This is a genomic window from Clostridium sp. YIM B02555 (genome assembly GCF_022320955.1).
GTDB classification, from domain to species: domain Bacteria; phylum Bacillota; class Clostridia; order Clostridiales; family Clostridiaceae; genus Clostridium; species Clostridium saccharoperbutylacetonicum.
Map to the genome: position 1 here is coordinate 16,875 of NZ_JAKJJY010000025.1, position 23,377 is coordinate 40,251.

21 protein-coding genes and 2 pseudogenes are annotated in these 23,377 nt (G+C 28.2%); 20 read left to right on the plus strand and 3 right to left on the minus strand.

What is annotated here, in order from left to right:
• Positions 1-218 precede the first annotated feature (218 nt).
• The 3 genes from pckA to L3B98_RS24330 all read left to right on the plus strand — a co-directional run bounded on the left by pckA (position 219) and on the right by L3B98_RS24330 (position 4,402).
• Positions 219-1,787, plus strand: coding sequence for a phosphoenolpyruvate carboxykinase (ATP) (gene pckA, locus L3B98_RS24320; RefSeq protein ID WP_238918563.1), 1,569 nt, complete (start codon positions 219-221; stop codon positions 1,785-1,787).
• 102 nt (positions 1,788-1,889) lie between these two features.
• On the plus strand, positions 1,890-3,131 hold the full coding sequence (locus L3B98_RS24325; protein WP_077364304.1) for an NAD(P)-dependent oxidoreductase: 1,242 nt from the start codon (positions 1,890-1,892) through the stop codon (positions 3,129-3,131).
• An 86-nt stretch (positions 3,132-3,217) separates the two neighbouring features.
• Positions 3,218-4,402, plus strand: a complete 1,185-nt coding sequence (locus L3B98_RS24330) for a malic enzyme-like NAD(P)-binding protein (protein WP_238918564.1) — start codon at positions 3,218-3,220, stop codon at positions 4,400-4,402.
• A gap of 283 nt (positions 4,403-4,685) precedes the next feature.
• Here L3B98_RS24330 and L3B98_RS24335 read toward each other — a convergent pair whose 3' ends face one another.
• Entirely contained in the window at positions 4,686-4,913 is a 228-nt protein-coding gene (locus L3B98_RS24335) for an alpha-1,2-mannosidase (RefSeq protein ID WP_238918565.1), read from the minus strand.
• Between the two features lie 268 nt (positions 4,914-5,181).
• Between L3B98_RS24335 and L3B98_RS24340 the strand changes: the two genes are divergently transcribed.
• From L3B98_RS24340 to L3B98_RS24370, 7 genes are all read left to right on the plus strand, one after another.
• Entirely contained in the window at positions 5,182-5,766 is a 585-nt protein-coding gene (locus tag L3B98_RS24340; protein WP_077364298.1) for a TetR/AcrR family transcriptional regulator, read from the plus strand.
• Positions 5,767-6,469: 703 nt separating this feature from the next.
• Entirely contained in the window at positions 6,470-7,165 is a 696-nt protein-coding gene (locus L3B98_RS24345; protein WP_077364296.1) for an MBL fold metallo-hydrolase, read from the plus strand.
• Between the two features lie 741 nt (positions 7,166-7,906).
• Entirely contained in the window at positions 7,907-8,608 is a 702-nt protein-coding gene (locus L3B98_RS24350; RefSeq protein ID WP_238918566.1) for a pirin family protein, read from the plus strand.
• A gap of 301 nt (positions 8,609-8,909) precedes the next feature.
• Positions 8,910-9,509, plus strand: a complete 600-nt coding sequence (locus L3B98_RS24355) for a nitroreductase family protein (protein ID WP_238918567.1) — start codon at positions 8,910-8,912, stop codon at positions 9,507-9,509.
• A gap of 334 nt (positions 9,510-9,843) precedes the next feature.
• Complete coding sequence (locus L3B98_RS24360; protein ID WP_015393801.1) at positions 9,844-10,380, plus strand: hypothetical protein; 537 nt, start codon at positions 9,844-9,846, stop codon at positions 10,378-10,380.
• A gap of 1,220 nt (positions 10,381-11,600) precedes the next feature.
• The gene (locus L3B98_RS24365; protein ID WP_238918568.1) at positions 11,601-12,761 is read left to right on the plus strand and encodes a phage replisome organizer N-terminal domain-containing protein; all 1,161 of its coding nucleotides are present in this window, start codon (positions 11,601-11,603) and stop codon (positions 12,759-12,761) included.
• A gap of 235 nt (positions 12,762-12,996) precedes the next feature.
• Entirely contained in the window at positions 12,997-13,542 is a 546-nt protein-coding gene (locus L3B98_RS24370; RefSeq protein ID WP_238918569.1) for a hypothetical protein, read from the plus strand.
• A gap of 149 nt (positions 13,543-13,691) precedes the next feature.
• Here L3B98_RS24370 and L3B98_RS24375 read toward each other — a convergent pair.
• Positions 13,692-13,911 (minus strand): annotated as a pseudogene (locus tag L3B98_RS24375) (DUF2922 domain-containing protein).
• 33 nt (positions 13,912-13,944) lie between these two features.
• Positions 13,945-14,168: pseudogene (locus L3B98_RS24380) on the minus strand (DUF1659 domain-containing protein).
• A gap of 369 nt (positions 14,169-14,537) precedes the next feature.
• Between L3B98_RS24380 and L3B98_RS24385 the strand changes: the two are divergent.
• The 10 genes from L3B98_RS24385 (at position 14,538) to L3B98_RS24430 (ending at position 23,241) form a co-directional block, all read left to right on the plus strand.
• Positions 14,538-15,080, plus strand: coding sequence for a hypothetical protein (locus tag L3B98_RS24385; RefSeq protein ID WP_238918570.1), 543 nt, complete (start codon positions 14,538-14,540; stop codon positions 15,078-15,080).
• Positions 15,081-15,144: 64 nt separating this feature from the next.
• A complete protein-coding gene (locus tag L3B98_RS24390) occupies positions 15,145-15,702 on the plus strand; it encodes a hypothetical protein (RefSeq protein ID WP_238918571.1) in 558 nt (185 codons plus the stop codon).
• Positions 15,699-15,926, plus strand: coding sequence for a hypothetical protein (locus tag L3B98_RS24395; RefSeq protein WP_238918572.1), 228 nt, complete (start codon positions 15,699-15,701; stop codon positions 15,924-15,926). Before L3B98_RS24390 ends, L3B98_RS24395 begins: the two co-directional genes overlap by 4 nt.
• 69 nt (positions 15,927-15,995) lie before the next feature.
• Positions 15,996-16,295 (plus strand): hypothetical protein, encoded by a 300-nt coding sequence (locus tag L3B98_RS24400; protein ID WP_238918573.1) that lies wholly within the window; start codon positions 15,996-15,998, stop codon positions 16,293-16,295.
• Positions 16,296-16,395: 100 nt separating this feature from the next.
• On the plus strand, positions 16,396-16,767 hold the full coding sequence (locus tag L3B98_RS24405; protein WP_238918574.1) for a hypothetical protein: 372 nt from the start codon (positions 16,396-16,398) through the stop codon (positions 16,765-16,767).
• A 78-nt stretch (positions 16,768-16,845) separates the two neighbouring features.
• On the plus strand, positions 16,846-17,565 hold the full coding sequence (locus L3B98_RS24410) for a hypothetical protein (protein ID WP_238918575.1): 720 nt from the start codon (positions 16,846-16,848) through the stop codon (positions 17,563-17,565).
• Between the two features lie 292 nt (positions 17,566-17,857).
• The gene (locus L3B98_RS24415; RefSeq protein ID WP_238918576.1) at positions 17,858-18,010 is read left to right on the plus strand and encodes a hypothetical protein; all 153 of its coding nucleotides are present in this window, start codon (positions 17,858-17,860) and stop codon (positions 18,008-18,010) included.
• 423 nt (positions 18,011-18,433) lie between these two features.
• A complete protein-coding gene (adhE, locus tag L3B98_RS24420; protein ID WP_238918577.1) occupies positions 18,434-21,022 on the plus strand; it encodes a bifunctional acetaldehyde-CoA/alcohol dehydrogenase in 2,589 nt (862 codons plus the stop codon).
• Between the two features lie 420 nt (positions 21,023-21,442).
• Positions 21,443-22,837: a hypothetical protein gene (locus L3B98_RS24425; protein WP_238918578.1), complete on the plus strand. Its 1,395-nt coding sequence runs from the start codon at positions 21,443-21,445 to the stop codon at positions 22,835-22,837.
• A gap of 119 nt (positions 22,838-22,956) precedes the next feature.
• Positions 22,957-23,241 (plus strand): hypothetical protein, encoded by a 285-nt coding sequence (locus L3B98_RS24430; protein ID WP_238918579.1) that lies wholly within the window; start codon positions 22,957-22,959, stop codon positions 23,239-23,241.
• The last annotated feature ends 136 nt before the right edge of the window (positions 23,242-23,377 follow it).

Genomic DNA, 23,377 nt, shown 5'->3' on the forward strand with positions numbered 1-23,377 from the left:
TGTACTAAATCTCTCTTAATTATCATTGCTAAATGTGTAACAAAGTATGTGATTTGGAAGAGTATTTAAAAAAGATTAAATAAAGAAAATTTATAAAAATAATAGGAACATTGAATTAGAAAATTATAATCATATGAAAAGGACTTTAATAGAAAATTAAGAGAAGAAAATTTCATAGGAATTAAAATATATTAAAATATTAAGGAGAAGATTCAAAGATGAGTATAAATTTAAATTATCTAAATATAAAACAATATAATAACTTATATAGAAATATTAGTGTAGAAGCACTAACAAAGTTTGCAACCGAAAGGGGAGAAGGTACCTTATCGGATAAAGGAGCCTTAGTTGTAAATACAGGAAAATACACAGGAAGATCTCCAAAAGACAGATTCATTGTTGAAGATGATGTTACAAAAGACACAATAAATTGGGGAGAAATAAACTTACCTATAGATGAAAAAGTATTTGATAAAATTTATGCTGATGTTATGGATTATTTAAAGGAAAAAGATCTATTCGTATTTGATGGTTTTGTTGGTGCTTTAAAGGAATATACCCTTCCAATAAGAGTTGTATGTGAATGTGCTTACCAAGCTATGTTTGCAAATCAAATGTTTGTTAGACCAACTGATGAGGAACTTTCTAAGCATATTCCAGAGTTTAACGTGATTTCAGCTCCAGGTTTTAAGGCTAAGGGAGTTGAAGATGGGTTGAATTCGGAAGCATTTGTATTAATGAATTTTTCAAAGAAAATAATTCTTATAGGTGGAACAGCTTATTCAGGAGAAATAAAAAAATCTATGTTTTCAGTAATGAATTTCTTACTTCCTCAAAAAGGTGTATTGCCAATGCACTGTTCAGCAAATAAAGGAGAAGATGGACAAACTGTCATTTTCTTTGGATTATCAGGTACAGGAAAAACAACATTGTCTACAGATCCTAATAGAAAACTTATAGGAGATGATGAGCATGGCTGGTGCGATAAAGGCGTATTCAATTTTGAAGGCGGCTGTTATGCTAAGGCAATAGGCCTTAATAAAGAAAAGGAAAAAGAAATATATGGTGCAATAAAATCAGGAGCTTTACTTGAAAATGTAGTGATAAATGAAGCTGGGGTTCCAGATTATAATGATGGAACACTTACTGAAAATACTAGAGTAGCTTATCCATTGCATCATATAGAAAATATTGAAGTTAGTGGTGTTGGAAACACTCCTGATAAAATTATATTCTTAACAGCAGATGCATTTGGGGTAATGCCTCCAATAAGTAAATTAACTAAAGAAGCTGCTATGTATCATTTTATGTCTGGTTATACAAGTAAGGTAGCTGGAACAGAAAGAGGAATAACAGAACCTAAAGCTACATTCTCAGCTTGTTTTGGAGAACCATTTATGCTTTTAAATCCAGCAGTTTATGCAAAATTATTAGGTGAAAAAGTTGATAAAAATAATGCAGAAGTTTACCTTATAAACACCGGCTGGGTAGGTGGAGCATATGGAAAAGGCAATAGAGTTAATCTTTCTTACACAAGAGAAATGGTTAATGCAGTAATTGGAGACAAGTTTAAAGATGTCAAATTCAATGAACATCCAGTATTTAAGGTACTTGTGCCAGAAATGTGTCCAAATGTTCCAGGTGAGCTTCTTGATGCGAGAGGTTTATGGGAAAATAAAGAAGAGTACGATAAAAAAGCTGAAGAATTAGCACAAAAATTTAATAAAAATTTTGCGAAATTTAATGATGTATCAGATGATATTGCAAATGCAGGACCAAGCCTATAAATATTTGCATGTAACTTGATGAGTCTATATAGTCCCTTGTACTAAAAGTTGAAGATAGTGATTATAAGGAATACTTACAATGGTATTGGAGGAACAGAATTTATGGGAAGGTTTATTATAGAAGAAGCTAAGAGATGTTTAAATTGTAAGAAGCCAATGTGTAAAGAAGGCTGCCCAGTTAATACCCCTATTAATGAAATTATAGAAATGCTTTTAAATGGAAACATTATGGACTGTGGAGAAAAACTTTTCGAAAATAATCCATTGTCAGTAATATGTTCACTAGTATGTCCGCATGAAAATCAGTGCGAGGGACATTGTGTTTTAGGAAGAAAAGGCAGTCCAGTTCAAATAAGTTTAATAGAAAACTATATATCAGACTATTATTTAAATTTCGATACTAATAAAACAATAAAAAAGGTTAACAAGAAAGTTGCAATAATAGGTTCAGGTCCGGCAGGAATTACTATAGCTATTATGCTTGCGACTAAAGGTTATGACATAACTATTTTTGAAGCACTTGATAATATTGGTGGAGTTTTATGGTATGGAATTCCAGAATTTAGATTACCTAAAACTGTTCTATTAAAATTAAAAGATAAATTATTAAACATGGGAATAAAAATAAGACCAAATACTTTAATTGGGTCGGCTATAACTGTTGACGATATATTTAGGGATGGATATGAAGCTATATTTATTGGCACAGGGGTGTGGAAACCTAGAAATTTAGGTATAAAAGGTGAAACTTTTGGACATGTTCATTATGCTATAGATTATTTAAAAAATCCATCAGTCTATAACTTAGGTAAAAGATTATGTATAGTAGGTGCAGGCAATGTAGCAATGGATGTTGCAAGAACAGCTCTGAGAAATGGCTGCACAGATGTTAATATAATGTATAGAGAAGGGCCTGAAAGTATTGAAGCAGAACCAATTGAAGTGGAATACGCTAAAATTGACGGTGTTAAGTTTGAATTTTATAAAGCCCCAATTGAAATAGTTGATGAAGGTATTAAATATGTGCAAACTAAAATTATAGAATGCACTGATGGAAGTAAAAAAATTGAATACTGTGAATCTACAGAGGCTATTTTTAAAGCGGATTCAGTAATTTTGGCAATTGGACAAGGACCTCGTTCAAACATTGTTTCCAACACTATAGGAATAAATGTTAATGGAGTTGGGTTAGTAGAGGTTGATCAATTTGGAAGAACTAGTAGAAAAGGAGTATTTGCATCAGGAGATGTAGTAACTGGTGCAAAAACAGTAGTCGAAGCTGTAAGAGTATCTAAAATGGTAGCACAGGCCATTGATGAGTATGTTTGTTCACTAGAAGAGTAGATATAAAATACGGTTTGCAATAATTTAAATTAATTGTGAAGGGGAGGTGAAATTGAACTATTACAAAGTAATAGTTCAATTGGCATATGGGTATAAATGTAAAAGAAGAATCGTTAAGATTACATAAAGAGAAAAAAGGTAAACTTGAAGTAGTAGGAACTATGCCATTAAGAAATGGTGAGGATTTAGCATTAGCCTATACTCCAGGTATAGCAGGTCCATGTTTAGAAATTGCTAAAGATAAAGAAAATGCATATGAGTATACAATAAAAGGAAGAAGTGTTGCTGTAATCACAAATGGAACAGCAGTACTAGGTCTTGGAAATATTGGATCACTTGCAGGACTTCCAGTAGTTGAAGGTAAGGCATTATTACTTAAAAGATTTGGAAATGTGGATGCAATGCCAATTTGTATAGATTCTACAGATTCAGATGATATAATAAATACAATAAAAAATATTTCAATAGGTTTTGGCGGAATACATCTTGAAGACATAAAAGCTCCAGAGTGTTTTTATATTGAAGAAAAGCTAAAAGAAATACTTGATATACCAGTGTATCATGATGATCAACATGGAACAGCTATTGCAGTTTTAGCAGGATTATATAATGCATTAAAAATAGTAGACAAAGATTTAGCTAAAATAAAAGTAGTTATAAATGGTGCAGGTGCTTCAGGTATAGCAACAGCTAAACTTTTAATTTCAGCTGGAGTAGAAAATATAATATTATGTGATATAAATGGTGTTGTTGTAGAAGGTGATGCTACATTAAATGAACCACAACAAAAAATTGCAATGGTTACTAATAAAGGTTTAGAAAAAGGAAAATTAGAAGATGTTATTAAAAATGCTGATGTCTTTATAGGTGTTTCAGATGCTAACACATTAACTAAAGAAATGGTAGAGAGCATGAATAAAGATAGCATAGTTTTTGCTTTAGCTAATCCAACTCCAGAAATCATGCCTGATGAGGCAAAAAAAGCAGGAGCTAGGGTTATAGCTACAGGAAGATCTGATTTCCCAAATCAAATTAATAATGTTTTGGTATTCCCAGGAATTTTCAAAGGAGCTCTAAAGTCTAGAGCTAAAGACATATGTGATGAAATGAAAATTGCAGCTGCAAAAGGAATTGCTAATTTAATAAATGATGATGAATTACATGAAGAGTATATAGTACCTACAGTATTTAATGAAGAAGTATGTGATGCAGTTTGCAATGCTGTTACTGAAACAGCAAGAAAGTTAGGTACAGCTATAGATTGGAAATAATCCGTATTAAGATAAGGTAGGATTGTTGCTATAAAAAAAGATTTACATATTAGTGAAAAAGTTAATCCAGAAAAGCTGTTGCAGATTCAATACGTCTGCAGTAGCTAGTTTCTTGCATTTGAAATATTGAGGGTACTTGCTATAACTAACATATATAAAAATAATCAGAAATGCTATTTGTAAAAGAGCAAAAAAATCTATCTTTTGGAGTAGGATTTCTATGCTCTTTTGACTCTTAAATAAATAACTATACTATATCAAGTAAAGAAGTACAGTAAATTTGTTATGATTTTAATATTTGAATTACCTCATCTTTAGTGTAAGTGGTTTTATCTTCTCTGCTTTGAATAGTTTTAATTTTTTCATTTACAATATAATCAAAAGTTTCAATAGAATTATTGAGTTCGTTATTTGTTATGCATACAGATTCATTGCAACATGCGCAAAATCCAAAGCCTGCACATTTTGTGTAGTGTGTACCATAGTCATTTTCATTATTTTTATAGCTCATAATATAAATTCCCCCTTGATTTTTATGTTAATTTTTATTTTCCAATATTTAATAGTTTAAACTAAATGTTTATATTAGTAGGTTAATTGCGCTTTATTAACCAGATTGTGAATATTCTGTAATATAATAATAAACTATAAAGTATAAATTGTAAACTATAAATTATAGTTTATTACTATTGTTTGTTGTTTGATATATATAATTTATCATGATAAACTTAGATTATGTGGTGTGTCAGCATGAAAATTGCTGCGAAATGGAGGTTAAAATGATTCAAAAGCGAAATTTAACAAAGGAAAAAATTATTCAAACTACTTTTTTGTTGGCTGATGAAATTGGGCTTAACCAGATTAGTTTTCCAAAAATTGCAGAAAAACTTAATATAAAATATCCATCATTATATAATCATTACGAAAATATAGAGGATCTTAAAATAAAAATGACAATATACTTTTTAAACAACTTAAATTCAGAGTTAATGAAAAGATTAATAGGAAAAAGTGGTGATAATGCTATTAGAGAGTTTTCAGATGTATATAGAGAATTTGCTATTAAAAATAAGAGTGGTTATAGACTCTATATGAACATTCCAAGTACTGAAAATGAAGAAGTAAAGCGTTTATCAAAAGAAATTAATACTATGATACATAAAATTTTAGAATTTTATAATGAGGATAATGCATTTATAACTCATAAAAGCAGAGCCTTGAGAAGTCTTTTACATGGGTTTGTGTCCTTGAGTTCTCATGGATATTTCCAAACGCCAGTGGATTTAAAGGAAAGTTTTAAAGTAATGATTGATGATTTTATATTTAATATATCGATATCTATACAAAATAATTCCAATATTTGAAGTTGAATTTTCATTATAAAAATTTAATGATTTTTCTAATAAACTATCTGTATTTGATTATAATTTTCTAATAGTCTTTTAAGCCTAAACATTAATAGAGTTAAGGTATTGCTTTATTTTTTGCTTAGTTTCTAAGTGAATTTTCTACATTTGCTGAAGGTGGTGCTTTAGCAGTACTTTGCAAGGGGTTATATTTAATTATTCATTAATAATCTGTAATAAAAGAAGTAAGAATCAATTTTAATTGATTTTTACTTCTTTTATTATATCTTAAAAGTGAGATGATTTTAAATTATTTTCTAATTAAAAAAGAAAATAATAATAATTATGTAATTGTGTGTATAAATATCTAAAAAATAAATGGAGTCAGTGTAAATGAAAAATAAAAACACAATCAATAGTGCAAGAGAATGTACTATAAATTTCAGTATTTGCAGATAAGTATTTATAAAAATAAATAAATTAAGAATAAATGAATGAGGTTGTTTGAAAAATTGCAAAAATAATTTTAAAAGTCTTGTGCGAGCATATAATGATGTGATATTATAAATATACAGTAATGATGGAAATGTGGATTTAAATAAATGTAAGAATTAACTCTTATAAGAGAGAAATTATATAGAAAAAACTACTTGTTAGAAAATAGCAATACAAAAAAACTAGTATTTGCAAGCTATTAAGTAAAATAGAAAGGATGATATTGATGAAGATTACTTATATTGAGCATAGTTGTTTTTCAGTCGAATTTGAAAATGTGGTTCTATTGTTTGATTATTATAAAGGACAGCTTCCTAAGTTTGAAAAAGACAAAATAATTTATGTGTTTTCAAGTCATATGCATCATGATCATTTTAATATGTCAATTTTTGAACTATTAAAAGAATATCCAAATATTAAGTATGTTTTTTCAAGTGATATTAAGATGGCTTTTGGACGGAATTTATTTAATATGCATGGGGTTACTGATGATATTTATGAAAAAATTGAATTCATGAGAAGTAATGATGTTCTTGAAACTATAGATTTAAAAATAGAAACTTTAAATTCGACAGATGAAGGAGTGGCATTTATTGTTACAGTAGATGGTAAGACAATTTATCATGCTGGCGATCTAAATTTATGGGTATGGAATTACAAGGATGAAGATTTTAATGAAAATATGCTGCAAGATTTTGAGAGAGAAATAGCAAAAATAAAAAATAGACATTTTGACGCTGCTTTCCTAGTTTTAGATCCTAGGCAAGGAGAATGGTTTAACTTAGGTTTTGATTATTTTATGAAAAATACTAATACAGATAAAGTTTATCCAATGCACTTTTGGAATGATAATTCAGTAATAAATATGCTAAAAGCAATGAATTGTTCTGAAATATATCGTGAGAGGATAATTTCATATTGATAATTAATAGAATAACTATAACAGTGAAAAATATTTAAATAATCTTAGAACTGAATAAAATAAAAAACATTTATGATAACACAATGCGTATAAAGAATCTTCTCTTGATTACAATAGAAGGTTCTTTATTTTTTTACATGCCAAAAATGGTGCTGTAAATGTCAATATCAAAATGTAACTTGAAAGTACAATGCAAGAATTATACTTATGCAACAATTACCGAAATCAGAGACATTTATCTTCCACAGGACTAGTGAAATTTTCGCTGGATGGGTTCTAAGTGGAAGGTTGCCCCCATTTCTGCATGTTCCTAAAGTAAATTTATGACAAGCAGAAAATGGAACAACCTTCCACTAATAACCATCATCAGCTCAATTTCACATGCCTGCTTCCAGAAAAATGTATCTAATTTATAGTGTAGTGTTGCGATTATAATTTCTCAATGATGCATGTATATTACATTTATAAGTTGAATTATTAATTTGGATATCTATATATAAAATAAAGTCTTAAGTCATCTGATGTGCACAAAACTAATGCTAAACTCCTCTGTTTATAAATTTAACTTCAAAATATGATTGACGAATCAAAATAAATATGCAATAATTTATTTATAGCAACTTACTAAAAGTAACAAAGTATAATTAAGTGCTTTTGTTGACAATAGTAAGTTTTGAGATTTTAATATATCAATTCAACAATTTTGATTAAGTTATTAATAATAAATAGGAGGAGTGCAAAATGTTAAAAAAGATTGATAATAAAAATATGGGGAGGAGTGATCTTGGATGGTTAAGAAGTAAATTTCATTTTTCCTTTGCAGAATATTATAATCCCAATAATATAAACTTTGGAGTTTTAAGAGTTATAAATGATGATTTAGTTGAAGTTAATACTGGATTTGATACTCATCCTCATAGAGACATGGAAATAATCTCATATGTAGTTGATGGCGAATTAACACATGGAGATAGTATGGGGAATAAAAATACAATAACACGTGGTCATGTTCAATATATGAGTGCTGGAACAGGGGTATATCATAGTGAACACAATTTAGGAAAAGATAGATTGAGATTTTTACAGATATGGATTTTTCCTGATAAACAAGGTTATAAACCTAACTATGGAGATTATAGATTTGATTGGAATAAAAGACAAAACAAATGGCTTCATATGGTTTCAAGCAAAGATGGAGATGCACCAATAAAAATAAATCAGGATATAAATGTTTATTCTTTAGAACTTGAGGAAGGAAAAGAGATAAATTTTCAAGTTGATGAAAGAAGACAGGCATATTTAGTTCAAATAGAGGGAAAGGCTTTAATAAACAGTATTGAGTTAGAGGATCGTGATGGAATGGAAATAGTTGAGGAAGATATTATAATCCATGCTAAAGAAAACTCCCACATTTTAATTTTAGAAATGAGTAAAGAAAACTAATATTAAATTAGTAGATTTTATTTATAAGAGAAATAATAAAAAAATTGCAGGCGACTGTGGATCCGTAGATTTTTTTACGCATCTGCCTTTTCGAACGTATGTGAGAAAAATGTGCACATTAGAAAAGGCAGCTATGCTGCATATAAGAACATTTTATGCAGGCGAATATGATTTGTTTTTTATTCTTTTCTTATACACAACTCACCTAAATAGAACTTTTCATATATTATCCACAGATTTTACTGAATTATAAATTACTAAAGAATAAAAAAATATTTTAGATAACTAGGAGGAATGATTAATGTCAAAAGATTTTTTAACTGCAGTAGCAGATAGACGTTCATATTATGGAATTAGTAAGGAAACAGTAGTTTCAGATGAGAGAATAAAAGAGATTATAGAGCATGCGGTTAAGCATACTCCATCAGCATTCAATTCACAAAGTGCAAGAGTGGTTCTCTTGCTTGGAGATCAGCATGATAATTTGTGGAATATTACAAAAGAATCTTTAAGAAAAATTGTACCAGCTGATCAATTCAGTTCTACTGAAGAAAAAATAGATTCATTTAAAAATGGGTATGGTACAGTTTTATTCTTTGAAGACAGTAGTGTAATAGAGTCACTTCAACAAAACTTTGCTTTGTATAAAGATAATTTTCCAATCTGGTCTCAGCAAGCAAGTGGAATGCATCAATTTGTTATTTGGACAGCACTTGAAATTGAAGGATTTGGAGCATCCTTGCAACATTATAATGAGCTTATTGAAAATGATGTGAAGAAAGAATGGAGTATACCCGACAACTGGAAGCTAATTGGGCAAATGCCATTTGGAAAGCCAACAGCAGAGCCGGATGAAAAGAAATTCCAACCATTAGAAGAACGTATAAAAGTATTTAAATAAACTAAAGGTTAGAATTAAAACAAATGATAATTATAAATAGTTGAGGAATTAAAAGATGATGAAATCAATAATTTCAAAGATAAAAAATACATTTAACTAAATATTTAACTTAGTTTGCCTTGTAATTTTAATAATAATTTATTAAAGACTAATATAGGAAATTTATTTGTTTTCTTATATTAGTCTTAATTTTTTCTCATAAATTAAAATTTAGGAAGTTTTACGTTAATTTTTATAGAGAATAATTTGTGCAAATAACAAAAGATATATAGAGTATATGTATATCTTTTCAGATTTAATTAACAATAATCAACGGAAAAGGAGTTGAATAGTAATGAAGAGAAAAATAAAACGTGTAATAATGTTCGTGATACTTATATCATTAACTCTAACTAATATAACCTATGCACAGCCAGCAACAAGGCAAAATGCACCATATGGTCCAAAAGTTGAGGATTTAAAAGGTAAAGAAGATATTATTCAAAACTTACAACAAATGAAAAAAATAAGAGCAAATTTAACTGTTATAGAAATAGCTGAGAGTTCAACAGAAGAACAACTAAAAAATACATATAAAAATTTAGAAAATTACATTCAACAATTAAATATTATTAGAACAAACTTAGAAAATCATAAAAATACATATAACGATTCTTTTCCAGATATATATTTTTCAGAAGAGATTTCATTTGTAGCTGAAAGTTATATTATAAGCATAAGGAATCAACAGAGCTTGATAACAGCTTTGGAAAATAGTAAGGCTGAATCGAAAAAACTATTTTATTCAAATTACTTAATACCTGTATATTATTATCTTACTTTAGGAGACCAAATGGTATCATACGTTGATACATATTTTGTAGTATCATAGTAGACTTAAAGAACAATTTGAAGTAGCATTTAGTAACTTTAATTTATAAAATGGAAGAACAAATTGGGGCAAATGATTAAAGAAACTGATAATTTAAAAAAGAAATTAGCAGTTATTAAATGAAAAGGATATTTTAAATATCTATAAATGGCTGTAACCCTTGAAAATTAAAACTTATAATAAATATTTAAATTAATATTTTGTAATTTGAATTTATCTTAGGTATAGTGCATGCAATATAATTTGTAAACCAAGATGAAACAGATATATTATTAAAATTAAAAAAATATTCAATAAATTATGTGGAAGAAAAGGGTGCTTAAGAAATTTGTGGATACGATACATAAAATATAATTACATTTAATTTGTAAATTCTTTATGACATATTAAATAGACAGTTATGATTAAGCTGGACTGTCTATTTTTAGTGTATATAAATAGTTAAAAAGAGCATTTGTTTAAAAGTAAACGATTGGCATTTCCAAAGCATTTTAGTTAGAGATTTATATGATACAGTAATATTATCAAATGATGAGTATGACTTAGTCAAAGAGACGTTTTACTATTAATTTATAGCGGTTTTTATATGTGGGTTATTAATTTATCTCTTATGAATAATTATAAAACAACTTTACAAAATTCAAAATAATGAAAGCGGGACTTTTTGAATAGCTAAATATCAGGATGAATATCATTTCAAAGAGTAAATGCTAGGAAAAGTAGCAACTTAAGGTAGGAATTTATTAACATACGTAGACTAGAGAATGTAAAAAAATCAAAATTATAAATAAAATTATTAAAATGAAAAAATTAAAAAAGTACTTTACAATTTAATGGAATAAATTTACAATTAAGTAAATAGAAAGTAATAATGAATTTGAAATAGTTAAGAGAGGAAAGTGGAATTAAAGCATATAAGTTTGCTGAAAACTTGACATAAAGCAGAGTACAGTTTAGCAAATTGAAAATAGAATAGCTTAAAAAATATCATTAGAACATAAACAGATATATATGGAAATTAAAATTATTGCATTAATTTAAGAAGGAAAATGAATTTTAAATTTTCATAAATGAAAAATAATAGCTAAATTTAAAAAGAAGTGTCTTGCTAGTAATGTATGTATACTATTATGTTTTAACATGCAAATTAATAGGAGTTACTCCATCTTTTGAAAGTCTTGTGCAATTTGAAATATTTTATGTGTGGGAGATGAATAGTTATGGCTGATGTTGTTATGTGGGTTAAATTTAAAGTGAATATGTATGAAGATACTAAACTTAAGATGATAGATAGTATGGAGAAAAGGGATTTATATCATTATATTTGGGCACGGTCTATTGTTTTAGCTGGTAAAATAAATCTTGGTGGATATTTGTACATTACTGAAAACATGCCACACACAATTAAAACGTTGGCCATAGAATTTAATAGAAATGTTGAAGAGGTAAAAGATGCATTTAAAATACTTAGAAAATTAGAAATGATTGAACTTACTGAAGATAAAGTTTTTAAAATTAAGAATTGGGAAAAGCATCAAAATGTTGAGGGGATGGAAAGGGCTAAGCAATTAAATATTAATAGAGTTGCAAAATGTAGAGCAAAAAAGAAAGCAGCTAATGATAATGGTGAAGGAGAAATTAAACCAGCTTCATCTGCAAGTGATGTTGTTAAAGCAGCTGGAAATGAAGCTGATATTCAAGTGGGTGAAAATACATCTAATGATATTAATCAAGATATCAAGGAAAGTCAAAATAACGATACTACAGAAAATAATAACAAAGATTCCTCAGATAAAAAGTGTAATGTTACATGTAATGCTGAAAATTCAAATTGTAACGTTACAGTAATGGAACAGAATAAGAAAGAGATTAAGAAAAAGAATAAGAATAAGAAGAAAGAGATAGAGAATGAAAATAGTTTGGGTGATATAAATAATAAAAGTTCAACTTGCAATGAGGATGTAAGTAAGTCTAGTCTCTTAGAAAATAATAATACCAAAAGTGAATCTTCAGAGGATGATATTAATCTCAAAGCTTTAGAACTTATACAATATCATGAGAAAATCACAGGTAAAGTTGGTGGATGTGACTATGTAGCACTTAGAGCAGCTATTGATATTCATGGTGTGAAGTGGGTTAAGATGGCTATGGATGTTGGCTTTGAGAAGAATTGTCCTGATATAAAGTATACCATTGGCATATTAAAAAACTGGAGAAGAGAAGGGTACCCAGAAGAAAATATGGAGGTGAAGAAGAATGGGGTTAGAAGCACTGGAACGAGTAACACAACAGATAAAAATATATTTGCAGGATTCAAACCAAAAGAACCACGAAAGCTTACAGAAGCTAAACGAAAGTGGGCAGAGGAAAACCTTATATAGATGCGATAAAGGTTGCTTTACTGGGTGTATTTTTTGTGTATAAAAAGGTATTTCAGCATTTAAAGATTTAATTGTTTATGAAGAATGCAGAAAGGCTTTGGGACAAGAGTAAAGATGCATGTATTGAAGAGTTCTTTGAAAGTTTAATAAGGAGGTTTTGACAAAATATGCTATAATACTAATAGATAAATTGTAATTTATTGATGAGTCATGATTAAAGGAATGAGTAGAATATATGGATAAAGAATATATAAAGAATAAAATTGAAGAATTACTTGATGATTATGAATTATTGAAACATATTGCAATTAAAATGGATACTAAGAATATAGAAATAAATTATGAGGATTGGTTTAATAAATATCCTATTGGAATTATTATAAGTGAATTAAATTTCGATTATGAGTATATTAAAAATAATATTCAGGAATGTTTTATTAAAGCAAAAATATTTGATTGTGCCTGCTCGGAAGAATGGAGTTTAGATTTTTTTAATATATTAGAAACAGAACGAGAAAAGTTAATGGATTTGCAATTTTATAAGAATATATTTACTTATAAGCAAAAAATAATGAGATTTGTAGAATACGATAAGTTTTCGAAAGAATTTATTTGGTTTACATCGTCTAATGGAATGAGCAAAGAGATGCAAAATTATTTTTTAGATGAATTTAAAGATGGAGTTATTATTGAAATAGGCGGTTGTTATGCTAGTGATCATGAATGTTATATTATAGGAGACAAAAAAGTATTTGTAGTTAATTATGGAATATGGGATTGACATATTTTGGATGAATTACAAATTTCAATTTGTAGTGTTGAACATATAAGTTATTATTTAACTTAAAAGGATTAAAATTGTAACGAAATAAATATGAACTAAAAAAATAGAAACTTATCCTAGATAAGCTTCTATTTTTAATCTCTAAACTAAGCTATGTCAAATTTAGTAACATGTCTTAGAGTAACTTGAACGCCTGATTTTTTAACTAAATTGCCAGAATTAGTTACAAAAGCATCCTTGGCAATTATAGTGTACATAAGTGAATTGATATCTTCTTTAGTAATATCTATTTTAACAGCCGGAACATTTAAAGTGCTTTTTTTCACCAGATGATGTTGGAAAAGTCATAGATAAAGTATATTCTATTAACAGGCCTCCAATTTAATTAAGGTAATGATATTAAGCATTAACTAAACTAGAGGATTCATTTACAAAGTAATCTCTAGTCTGAACTGATGAAACAGATTTTATAGTTTCAACGACATCATAGGCGTTTTGAGAAGCAGCATCTTTTCTAATATTGGAAAAAGTTTTTTTGTAAATATGGCATCGTCAGCTTTATCGGTTCCATTTTGTATCTCAGTGCTTAATGATGTTGTGTGAAGTGATTTTGTTACAGCTATAGTCTAAACCTACTTCATTTTGATTTCATATAGGATATATATAAGGCTTAGAAATATCACATTAATATTAAAAAAATTTAAATAAGAGGTTTTAATGTATAAGCACTGAAAAAATAACATCATAAATAAATGGTGTTATTTTTTTATGTATTTTTAATTTAGAAGTTATAGAGATTAGTTATTAAATTTTCAATGGTTAGTTAAATTTCCCGTTAAATTAAATAAATTCAAAATTATACTAAAGTATAATATGAAGTAATTGTAAAAAGTTTTATGATTAATAAAAGGATGATATAAGTGGAAAGTATTCAAATCTGGTGAGGAACCTAAAGATATAGATGAATCACAAATAAAAGAGGAATTAGGAGAATGAAAAGAATAATAATTAAAACGTTATTATCAATAATTGTATTGTTAATAGCATTTGAAATTTTTGCAGTAACAGTCTCTGTTCAGAGGGTTACAAAAGAGGTGACAACAGTTGAGGGGTCTAAAGAGCCTTTGGATAATAATACTACGGAGATATACTGTGAATATATTACTGGTGGTACTGCTGAGTGTGACTGTGTAGTAATAGGGAAAGATGGAGTCTTATTTAATAAATCTGATAATAAGAAATGGGAAGAAGTAATTGTCGTAGGGAATGTTCCTAAGGAAATAAATCATAATATATTGGGAAGTACATTTATATTTCAAGGAAAATATTTAGGTACTAAAAAAGAGAAAAAAGATAAATATTTTAAAGGGGAGAATTATGATTACAAAACATTTAGAGTAGAAAATTGGTATATTAAATATCCAATAAAAAGAAGTTCAATAGAAGAGTTTTATCCTAAAGATGGATTATGTTTAGAGGATATAATTGAATCAGAAGGAATGCCTATTCATGAAGTAATAGAAGATGATAATTAATCATTGGTTTAATGATAAACGAAAGAAAAATAAAAAAAATAAAAAATAGAAAGAGGTACATATTATGTATAACATTAGGCACTTCGGATTATTAAATCATGAAAGGCAATTAGAAATTTTAGAATGTTTTATAAAGGATGATGAAGATTTATTATTTCAGCATAATGGAAGGGATCCAATAAAAGAGGAAGACATTACTTACGAGTATATAATATATGAAAGAGATGATAATTTTGAGTACTTTTGTGATGATGCGTTTTTTTATTATGATAAAGCAGTGAAAGAAAATATAGATAAAGAAGTGAAGAAAATATTGTTTGAAAGTTTATATGATAAAAGTGATATTTATGATTTAGAGATGCGTAATAAAATTGAAGAAAAACTTCTTAAAGAATTAAAAGATGATAATTTAGATATAGATGATAAAGTTTTAGAAAAAATTAAAAATACAATATATATAGAAAATTATAATAATAACTATGATAAAGCAGAAGAAGAATTTGTATCCAAAAGACAGATGTTTATCAACAACTCTTATATAGATGAGGAAGGAGAAAAAAGTATTAAAGGAACAATGAAATGGTATAAACCACAAGATAAAAAGAATGCCTACATGCAATGAAAGCGGAAGTGTTTTATGTATGTATAGCATTGAAGAGAGGTTCAGATTTTGAAGAATATTCATATGCTTTAGCTTATTATGAGACAGCAGAAGATTATGATTTAATGATATTTGAGAAGAATGAGGATGATTTTAAAAATGTAGTTCTTAAAAAAATAGAAGTTAAGAACCCTGAAATTGCAGAAAATATTCATAAAATTTATTTAGAAAGTGATTTAAATTAATATAAAAAGGAAGTAATAGGCAAGCCTATTGTTAATCATCCAATACTCATATAAAAGAAGGTGGCCATTATGATAGAATCTGATATAGAAGCCATAATTATTTGTGAAAGGAATACACCATTTTATAATGAATATAGACCTGGACATTTAATTAAGGAAGATTATTTAACAACAGGAACTCATCAATATTATGGAGTTGAATGTATACCTAATGGTGAGTCGGCATTGGGGACGATAAAATTTATAAGCCCTGAAGAATATCCTCATTGCCTATGGGAAGGAAAAATAATAAATATTCAAGAGGGCAGTAATATTGTAGGTCATGCTGTTATTACTAGAATCTTTAACAATTCATTAAAAATAGAGTGATATTTTTTAAAGATAATTTGTGAATAATTAACTATTGTGATATATAAGTAAAAGTTTTGAATACTGTATTATTCAAGATATTGAATTGGAGTGATTTTTTTTGAAAACAGAAGATCTTATGGCAATAGTAATTATTAGTATATTGTTTTCGATTGCTGTAAAGGTGTTTTTTGAAGCTGCAAAAGATAGGAACAGATATATAAATATATTGAAAAAAGAAATGATAATTTTATTTCCTATAGGAGCATTAATGCTGGCGTATCAAATTTATAAATGTGGTCAATGGAATTTATCACAGGATACATATTGCTATATTGTTGTATTTTTTAATCTAGCGTGTACTTTATTGATTTTAAGTAATAAGTTTTTGAAATTTAGTAGGAATGATAATAATTTAATGGCTCTAAGTATAGGGATAGTCTTTGCTCCAGCAGTTACGATAAGTTTTTTTATAATGCTATGCTGGCAATAAAATTATCTAATAAATAATAATATTTATTAACAAACTAATTTAATAAAATTAGAACTACGTTATAAGTGGGGGGAGAATGTGAATTTAATAAATTATTCTGATGAAGAGATAACTAAACTATGGAATGACTATGCTGATAACAGAAATCAAGGGTTGAAAAAGATAGCTAATAAAAAGCTAAGAGACATGATTAATTTCATAAGCTTAAAAAATAAGGATGAAATCAAACAATTTGTTGATTTTATTTGTATAGAAAGATTTGAAAAAGAGAGTATAAAAGATTTTCAACAACCTCTTATTGAAGAGTTGATATTACCAATATTAATAGAAGGTGTAGAAGCTGAAATAATGCCATACTTAAGGTGGATTTATCAGCTTAAATTATATAGTAATAGTAACTATAAGAAAATTGATAATATAGAATACTATAATTCAGAGAAAATCTTAGTAAAGGCGAATTTAGTTGACCCTAATGATATAAGTACAGTCATATTATTAATGACTCTATATATTGATAATTTGTGGTTCGGTAGTCATCATTTTCCTGAATATATACTATTTGAAAAAGAATATGTAGATGAACTATTAAATAAATCAAGTAAAATAATCGAAACTTATAAAGAGAAATCTCCAAAGTTATCAGGTATGATAAAGGATATTCAATATTATAAAGATTTATATGAAAGTTGGTTCAAATATAAAAATGAATGTTTAAATATTTCTTTTACCGAATGGTGTGTACTAAATAATAAAAATTATTCATGGGTAAAAACATTCTATTATGATGAAAGAAACTAGAGATGATGCTTTGTATAATCATCATCTCTTTAAAAGTTTAATAATATTGCCTAAGGTCACTTGAAAATGAATTTGATTATATTCCAATACTATTTGTTGGATATGATAGTCTTATTGAGGATGCTGAATATCATTATAGAGATTATATTATTGAAAAGAATAATATAATACAGAATTATAGTAAAGCTATAATTGAATTTTTAAAAAAATTTCTAGGTGAGTTGTATTTGTAGGATAGTATATATGAGTGGAGTTGTATTCATAGAAGGGAATAGGCCGAGGTGTATTAGGCATGAACAAACAGGATATTGAATCGAAATTTTATAATGTATTAAGAGGAAATATAACTATTTCAGAATTTGAAGAGTGGGTTTATAGCATTGATGAAGAATTAATAAATGAATATCTTGGAAATGATTTTTTGCTTAAAAACATATTAGATTAACAATGTTAATATTTCTTTGATTTTAAGATAGAACTGTTATAATTGGAACTACTTGGATAGAAGTAGAGGCCTACATTGCAAATTTATAAGTAGAACTAAATTTTGGTGGAGAAATAAAATTATTTTTCAGAATATTTAATAAATTGTTGCAAAATAAATAACAGTTTATTATAATTGGTTTAGGCGCCATAATAAGTAAAATAGTTAAAAGTTTAACAATCAATACGGGATTTATATGAAGAATGAAATGAATGATTATGTTTTAAAGGGAAAAACTATGTTTTTCTTTTTAAAACGTTGATATTGATTGATATTTAACAAACAATGTTTTATGCATAAAATTGTGTTATAAGAGCGTAAACCTAATTATTAACCATTAGAAACCAAAAATAAACACAAATTATTAAAAAGGGGAGAATACTGATGAAGGTGACAAATATCGAAGAATTAATGAAAAAATTAGAAGAAGTAAGAAATGCTCAAAAGGAGTTTTCTACTTTCACTCAGGAGCAAGTAGATGAGATTTTTAGAGAAGCCGCTATCGAAGTTGCTCATCATAGAATCAGCTTAGCTAAAATGGCTGTAGAAGAGACTGGTATGGGAATTATAGAGGACAAGGTTATTAAAAATCATTTTGCATCAGAGTATATATACAATAAGTACAAGGATGAGAAGACTTGTGGAGTTATAGAAAGCGATGAAGCCTTTGGTATGACTAAGGTTGCAGAACCAATAGGAGTTGTTGCAGCTGTTATACCTACAACTAATCCAACCTCAACAGCAATATTCAAATCATTGATATCATTAAAAACTAGAAACGGTATAATTTTATCACCCCATCCAAGAGCAAAGAACTGTACTATAGCAGCAGCTAAAATAGTTCTTAATGCGGCAGTGAAAGCAGGAGCTCCGAAAGGAATTATTGGATGGATAGATGAACCTTCAGTTGAACTTTCACAAGAGTTAATGAGAGAGGCAGATATAACTCTAGCAACTGGCGGACCATCAATGGTTAAAGCAGCCTATTCATCAGGGAAACCAGCACTAGGTGTTGGACCAGGTAATACTCCGGTTATAATTGATGAATCTGCTCACATTAAAATGGCTGTGAATTCAATACTTCTTTCAAAAACATTTGATAACGGAGTTATATGTGCATCAGAACAATCAATAATAGCATTAGATTCAATATATGACGAAGTTAGAAGAGAATTTAAAGAAAGAGGAGCATATATACTTAGTCCTGAGGAAGCAGATAAAGTTAGAAAAGCAATATTTATAGACGGAAGCATAAATGGAAAAATTGTAGGTCAATCAGCTTATAAAATAGCTGAAATGGCAGGAATTAAAGTTCCAGAGACAGCAAAAGTTTTAATCGGAGAAGTTGAATCTTTAGGAGAGGAAGAACCATTTGCACATGAGAAATTATCTCCAGTACTTGCAATGTATAGGGCAAAGAATTTTGATAATGCCATAGAAAAAGCAAAAGTACTACTAGAATTGGGCGGACTTGGACATACATCTGTACTGTATGTAAATTCAATAACAGGTAGGGATAAAATAGCTAAGTTTGGTGGAGCCATGAAGACTGTAAGAACATTTATAAACATACCTGCATCACATGGGGCAAATGGAGATTTATATAATTTTAAAATAGCTCCTTCATTTACATTAGGTTGCGGTTCATGGGGCGGAAATTCTGTTTCAGAAAATGTTGGACCTAAACATCTTTTAAATATTAAAAGTGTAGCTGAGAGGAGAGAAAATATGCTTTGGTTTAAAGTTCCTAAAAAAATTTACTTCAAATTTGGATGTCTTGGATTTGCACTAAGAGAATTAAAAGAAATGAATAGAAAAAAAGCTTTTATAGTTACTGATAAAATATTAGAGGAACTAGGATATGTTGATAATGTTACAAAAGTTTTAGAAGAAATAGGAATTAGCTTTAGAGTGTTTTCAGAAGTAGAACCTGATCCGACTTTATCCACAGCTAAAAAAGGTGTAGCTGAAATGTTGAACTTCAATCCAGACACAATTATATCCATTGGAGGTGGGTCGCCAATGGATGCTGCTAAAATCATGTGGGTATTGTATGAACATCCAGAAGAAAAGTTCGAAGATCTTGCTATGAGATTTATGGATATAAGAAAGAGATTGTATCCATTCCCAAAACTAGGAGAAAAGGCAATGATGGTATCAATACCAACATCAGCAGGTACAGGTTCAGAAGTTACTCCATTTGCAGTTATAACAAATGAGAAATCAGGAATCAAATATCCGCTTGCTGATTATGAATTAACACCGGATATGGCAATCGTTGATGCAGAGTTAATGATGAATATGCCAAAAAGTTTAACAGCTTCTTCTGGAATAGATGCGTTGATTCATGGTATAGAAGCATATACATCAGTACTTGCGTCAGAATATACTAATGGACTAGCACTAGAAGCCATAAGATTAATATTTAAATATTTACCTGAAGCATATGAGGATGGAGCGACTAACGTAAAGGCAAGAGAAAAAATGGCTCATGCATCAACAACAGCAGGTATGGCTTTTGCTAATGCATTCTTAGGTGTATGCCACTCTATGGCACATAAACTAGGGGCAGAACATCATATACCTCATGGAATTGCTAATGCATTATTAATAGATGAAGCTATAAGATTTAATGCGGTGGACAACCCATTAAAACAAACAGCATATCCGCAATATAAATATCCAAATGTAAAGAGCAGATATGCTAGAATTGCAGATTACTTGAACTTAGGAGGAAATTCAGAAGAAGAAAAAGTAGAATTATTAATCAAAGCTATAGATGAATTAAAAGAAAGGCTAAACTTACCAAAGACAATTAAAGAAGCAGGGGTTTCAGAAAAGAAATTCTATGCAACTCTTGATGAAATGTCAGAACAAGCCTTTGATGATCAATGTACTGGGGCAAATCCAAGATATCCATTGATAAGCGAAATCAAGCAAATGTTCATAAATGTTTTTGATAAAGCTGAATAAGAAACTTAAGAGGAATATTGATATTAATAAATTGGGTGAATCTTTTTAGATTCACCCAATTTTATGTATAATTTTTTGATTTTTACATTTAAGTCTTTTTATTTTAACTGTCTACTATAAAGGAAGCATATCAGAAATATAGGTGTCTTTTTGCTACATGATAGGAAGATCTTGTGTTGAGTTCCAGTAGTTTTAGAATATCATAACAAATTAAATACAAAGAGTAATCGATAAAATTAATTTCATAAAGTACACAATAAAAATATCATTATATTAAAATATACAAAAATATATAAAAAGTAACATATTGAAAAAAAATACAAATATGGTAAAATAAAAAATGTAAGCAATTAGGGAAAAAGTATATTAAAAAAATACTTTTTTAGAATTGTTGTAAAAAATATAAAAGGGGTGGTTTTTGTGAAAAACAGAATTATTGCTACAATTATCGGGATGAGCATGATGTTAACTTGTAGTCCTGTCTTTGCAAGGGACAATACTATTGTTAAACACGTAAATAATGTCAAATTAGAGGACAAGTCTACTGAACTATCATCTAAAGCTTCAAATTCAGATATGTTTAAGACAAAATTGAAATTAGGTAAGCCAGAAATTAAATTTAATGAAAATTATTTAAAAAATGTAAAAGAAAATGTAAAATCAAAATCAAATTTCCTTGCAGCAGACAATCAGACTACAACTGGTTCAGCTGTTACTATTAATGATAGTCCAAATAATGCTTACACCATAGACATTGGATCTGTTTATGGTGATTCTATAACAAGTGAAGGGGCAGAAAGATGGTATGCTTTTAACAATTCATTTATTCAAAAGCTTACAGTAATTATGCAGGCACCAAACAGCACTAACATTGACTATGACTTGTATTTATTTAAATACAATGAGCAGACTAACGATTTAGATTTGGTTGCAGACTCATTATATTCAGGTAGTGCAAACGAACATTTAAGTACAATTGGCCAAAAAGGGATCTACTTTATTGGAATAAATTCAGTAAAAGGTTTTGATGATAAAAATCAATTTCAACTTGCAGTAATGTCTTCGGATAAATATGGTTCAAATGAACCTGATGATAACATATTTCAAGCAAAAGAATATGCTAATTCATTATCTATAGAGGATACGATAGATAATGAGTTTGATGAAGATTGGAGTAAACTTCAATTAAATGAAGATACGAATGGTATTTTATCATTCCAAAATTCATCAAGTAAAGGAGATTATGAGGTTAAATTATATGATGAAAACCGTTCTTTAATAGCTACTTTAAAAAATAATAATTCACTAGCCAAAACATTTCCTAAAGGAATTTATTATACAAGGGTGTTAAGTTTATCAGGTGCGGATCCAGATGCCACTTATAAGCTTAAGTTTGAAAAAAAGGTTCCAATAGATTCCAATATAACTCGAGCAACAATAACTAATATTTCTACTAATGCAAATGGTGGTTATATGGATTATGGATATGGAAAGAAATGGAGAGTATATTATGAAATGACTGTCCAAGGAACTGCTTATAATAAAGATGGTATTCCAGTTGCAAATCAACCAATTGCAGCAGGAACAGTAGTACGTTTAAATAATAAACCATGTAACCAAACTGGCATGACTGATGCTAATGGAAATTTTTCGATTTCAATACACCTAGGTCCAGCTGTTGGAGAATACTCATTCGATAATAGAATAAGTACACATTATTATGATATAATACCATTTTTTATGGTAGCTGGTAATGGCGAGATTTCTACAAATGTAAATTCATTATATCATTTTGCTTATTCTATGTATAACTAATTTGTACAATCTCTAATAAAAATTATTACATTAATAAAGTTACATAATATATAACGTAATTTATTATATATTGTGTAACTTTTATTTTTATATTTAATTTTAACTTTTATGACTATTCTATGAAATATTGTGGTGATAATGAGTATGGTGTTAATGGACTAATAGAAGATATAAGTAAATCTGATTATTGCCAATACACGTTTAGAATGCAAATATATAATAGCTCAGAAGCTATAAAAGTATTAAGAGATATAAAAATAGAATTTGTATTAAATGAAAAATCGATTATTACTAAACCTAGTAATAGTGTTAGTGGAATTAAAAGTGCAGGAGTTTATAAATATAAAGGTTTCATAAAATCAAGAGATAAAATAGAGATAGTATACATGGCAGAATTGAAATGAGCCAAGATACTATCTCTATTATTGTATTTGTGGGATAAAATGCGTACAACTTAATTAGTGGCGCAATATAAAATAGTATACATTTCTTATAATTTTAAATCTAATTCATTATCATTAAATTTTATATAAACATAAA

Excerpts from the sequence above, each read along its gene's own strand:
- pckA (WP_238918563.1), top strand. The coding sequence starts at position 219 with ATGAGTATAAATTTAAATTATCTAAATATAAAACAATATAATAACTTA.
- L3B98_RS24325 (WP_077364304.1), top strand. The coding sequence starts at position 1,890 with ATGGGAAGGTTTATTATAGAAGAAGCTAAGAGATGTTTAAATTGTAAG.
- L3B98_RS24330 (WP_238918564.1), top strand. The coding sequence starts at position 3,218 with ATGGGTATAAATGTAAAAGAAGAATCGTTAAGATTACATAAAGAGAAA.
- L3B98_RS24335 (WP_238918565.1), bottom strand. The coding sequence starts at position 4,913 with ATGAGCTATAAAAATAATGAAAATGACTATGGTACACACTACACAAAA.
- L3B98_RS24340 (WP_077364298.1), top strand. The coding sequence starts at position 5,182 with ATGATTCAAAAGCGAAATTTAACAAAGGAAAAAATTATTCAAACTACT.
- L3B98_RS24345 (WP_077364296.1), top strand. The coding sequence starts at position 6,470 with ATGAAGATTACTTATATTGAGCATAGTTGTTTTTCAGTCGAATTTGAA.
- L3B98_RS24350 (WP_238918566.1), top strand. The coding sequence starts at position 7,907 with ATGTTAAAAAAGATTGATAATAAAAATATGGGGAGGAGTGATCTTGGA.
- L3B98_RS24355 (WP_238918567.1), top strand. The coding sequence starts at position 8,910 with ATGTCAAAAGATTTTTTAACTGCAGTAGCAGATAGACGTTCATATTAT.
- L3B98_RS24360 (WP_015393801.1), top strand. The coding sequence starts at position 9,844 with ATGAAGAGAAAAATAAAACGTGTAATAATGTTCGTGATACTTATATCA.
- L3B98_RS24365 (WP_238918568.1), top strand. The coding sequence starts at position 11,601 with ATGGCTGATGTTGTTATGTGGGTTAAATTTAAAGTGAATATGTATGAA.
- L3B98_RS24370 (WP_238918569.1), top strand. The coding sequence starts at position 12,997 with ATGGATAAAGAATATATAAAGAATAAAATTGAAGAATTACTTGATGAT.
- L3B98_RS24385 (WP_238918570.1), top strand. The coding sequence starts at position 14,538 with ATGAAAAGAATAATAATTAAAACGTTATTATCAATAATTGTATTGTTA.
- L3B98_RS24390 (WP_238918571.1), top strand. The coding sequence starts at position 15,145 with ATGTATAACATTAGGCACTTCGGATTATTAAATCATGAAAGGCAATTA.
- L3B98_RS24395 (WP_238918572.1), top strand. The coding sequence starts at position 15,699 with ATGAAAGCGGAAGTGTTTTATGTATGTATAGCATTGAAGAGAGGTTCA.
- L3B98_RS24400 (WP_238918573.1), top strand. The coding sequence starts at position 15,996 with ATGATAGAATCTGATATAGAAGCCATAATTATTTGTGAAAGGAATACA.
- L3B98_RS24415 (WP_238918576.1), top strand. The coding sequence starts at position 17,858 with ATGAACAAACAGGATATTGAATCGAAATTTTATAATGTATTAAGAGGA.
- adhE (WP_238918577.1), top strand. The coding sequence starts at position 18,434 with ATGAAGGTGACAAATATCGAAGAATTAATGAAAAAATTAGAAGAAGTA.
- L3B98_RS24430 (WP_238918579.1), top strand. The coding sequence starts at position 22,957 with ATGAAATATTGTGGTGATAATGAGTATGGTGTTAATGGACTAATAGAA.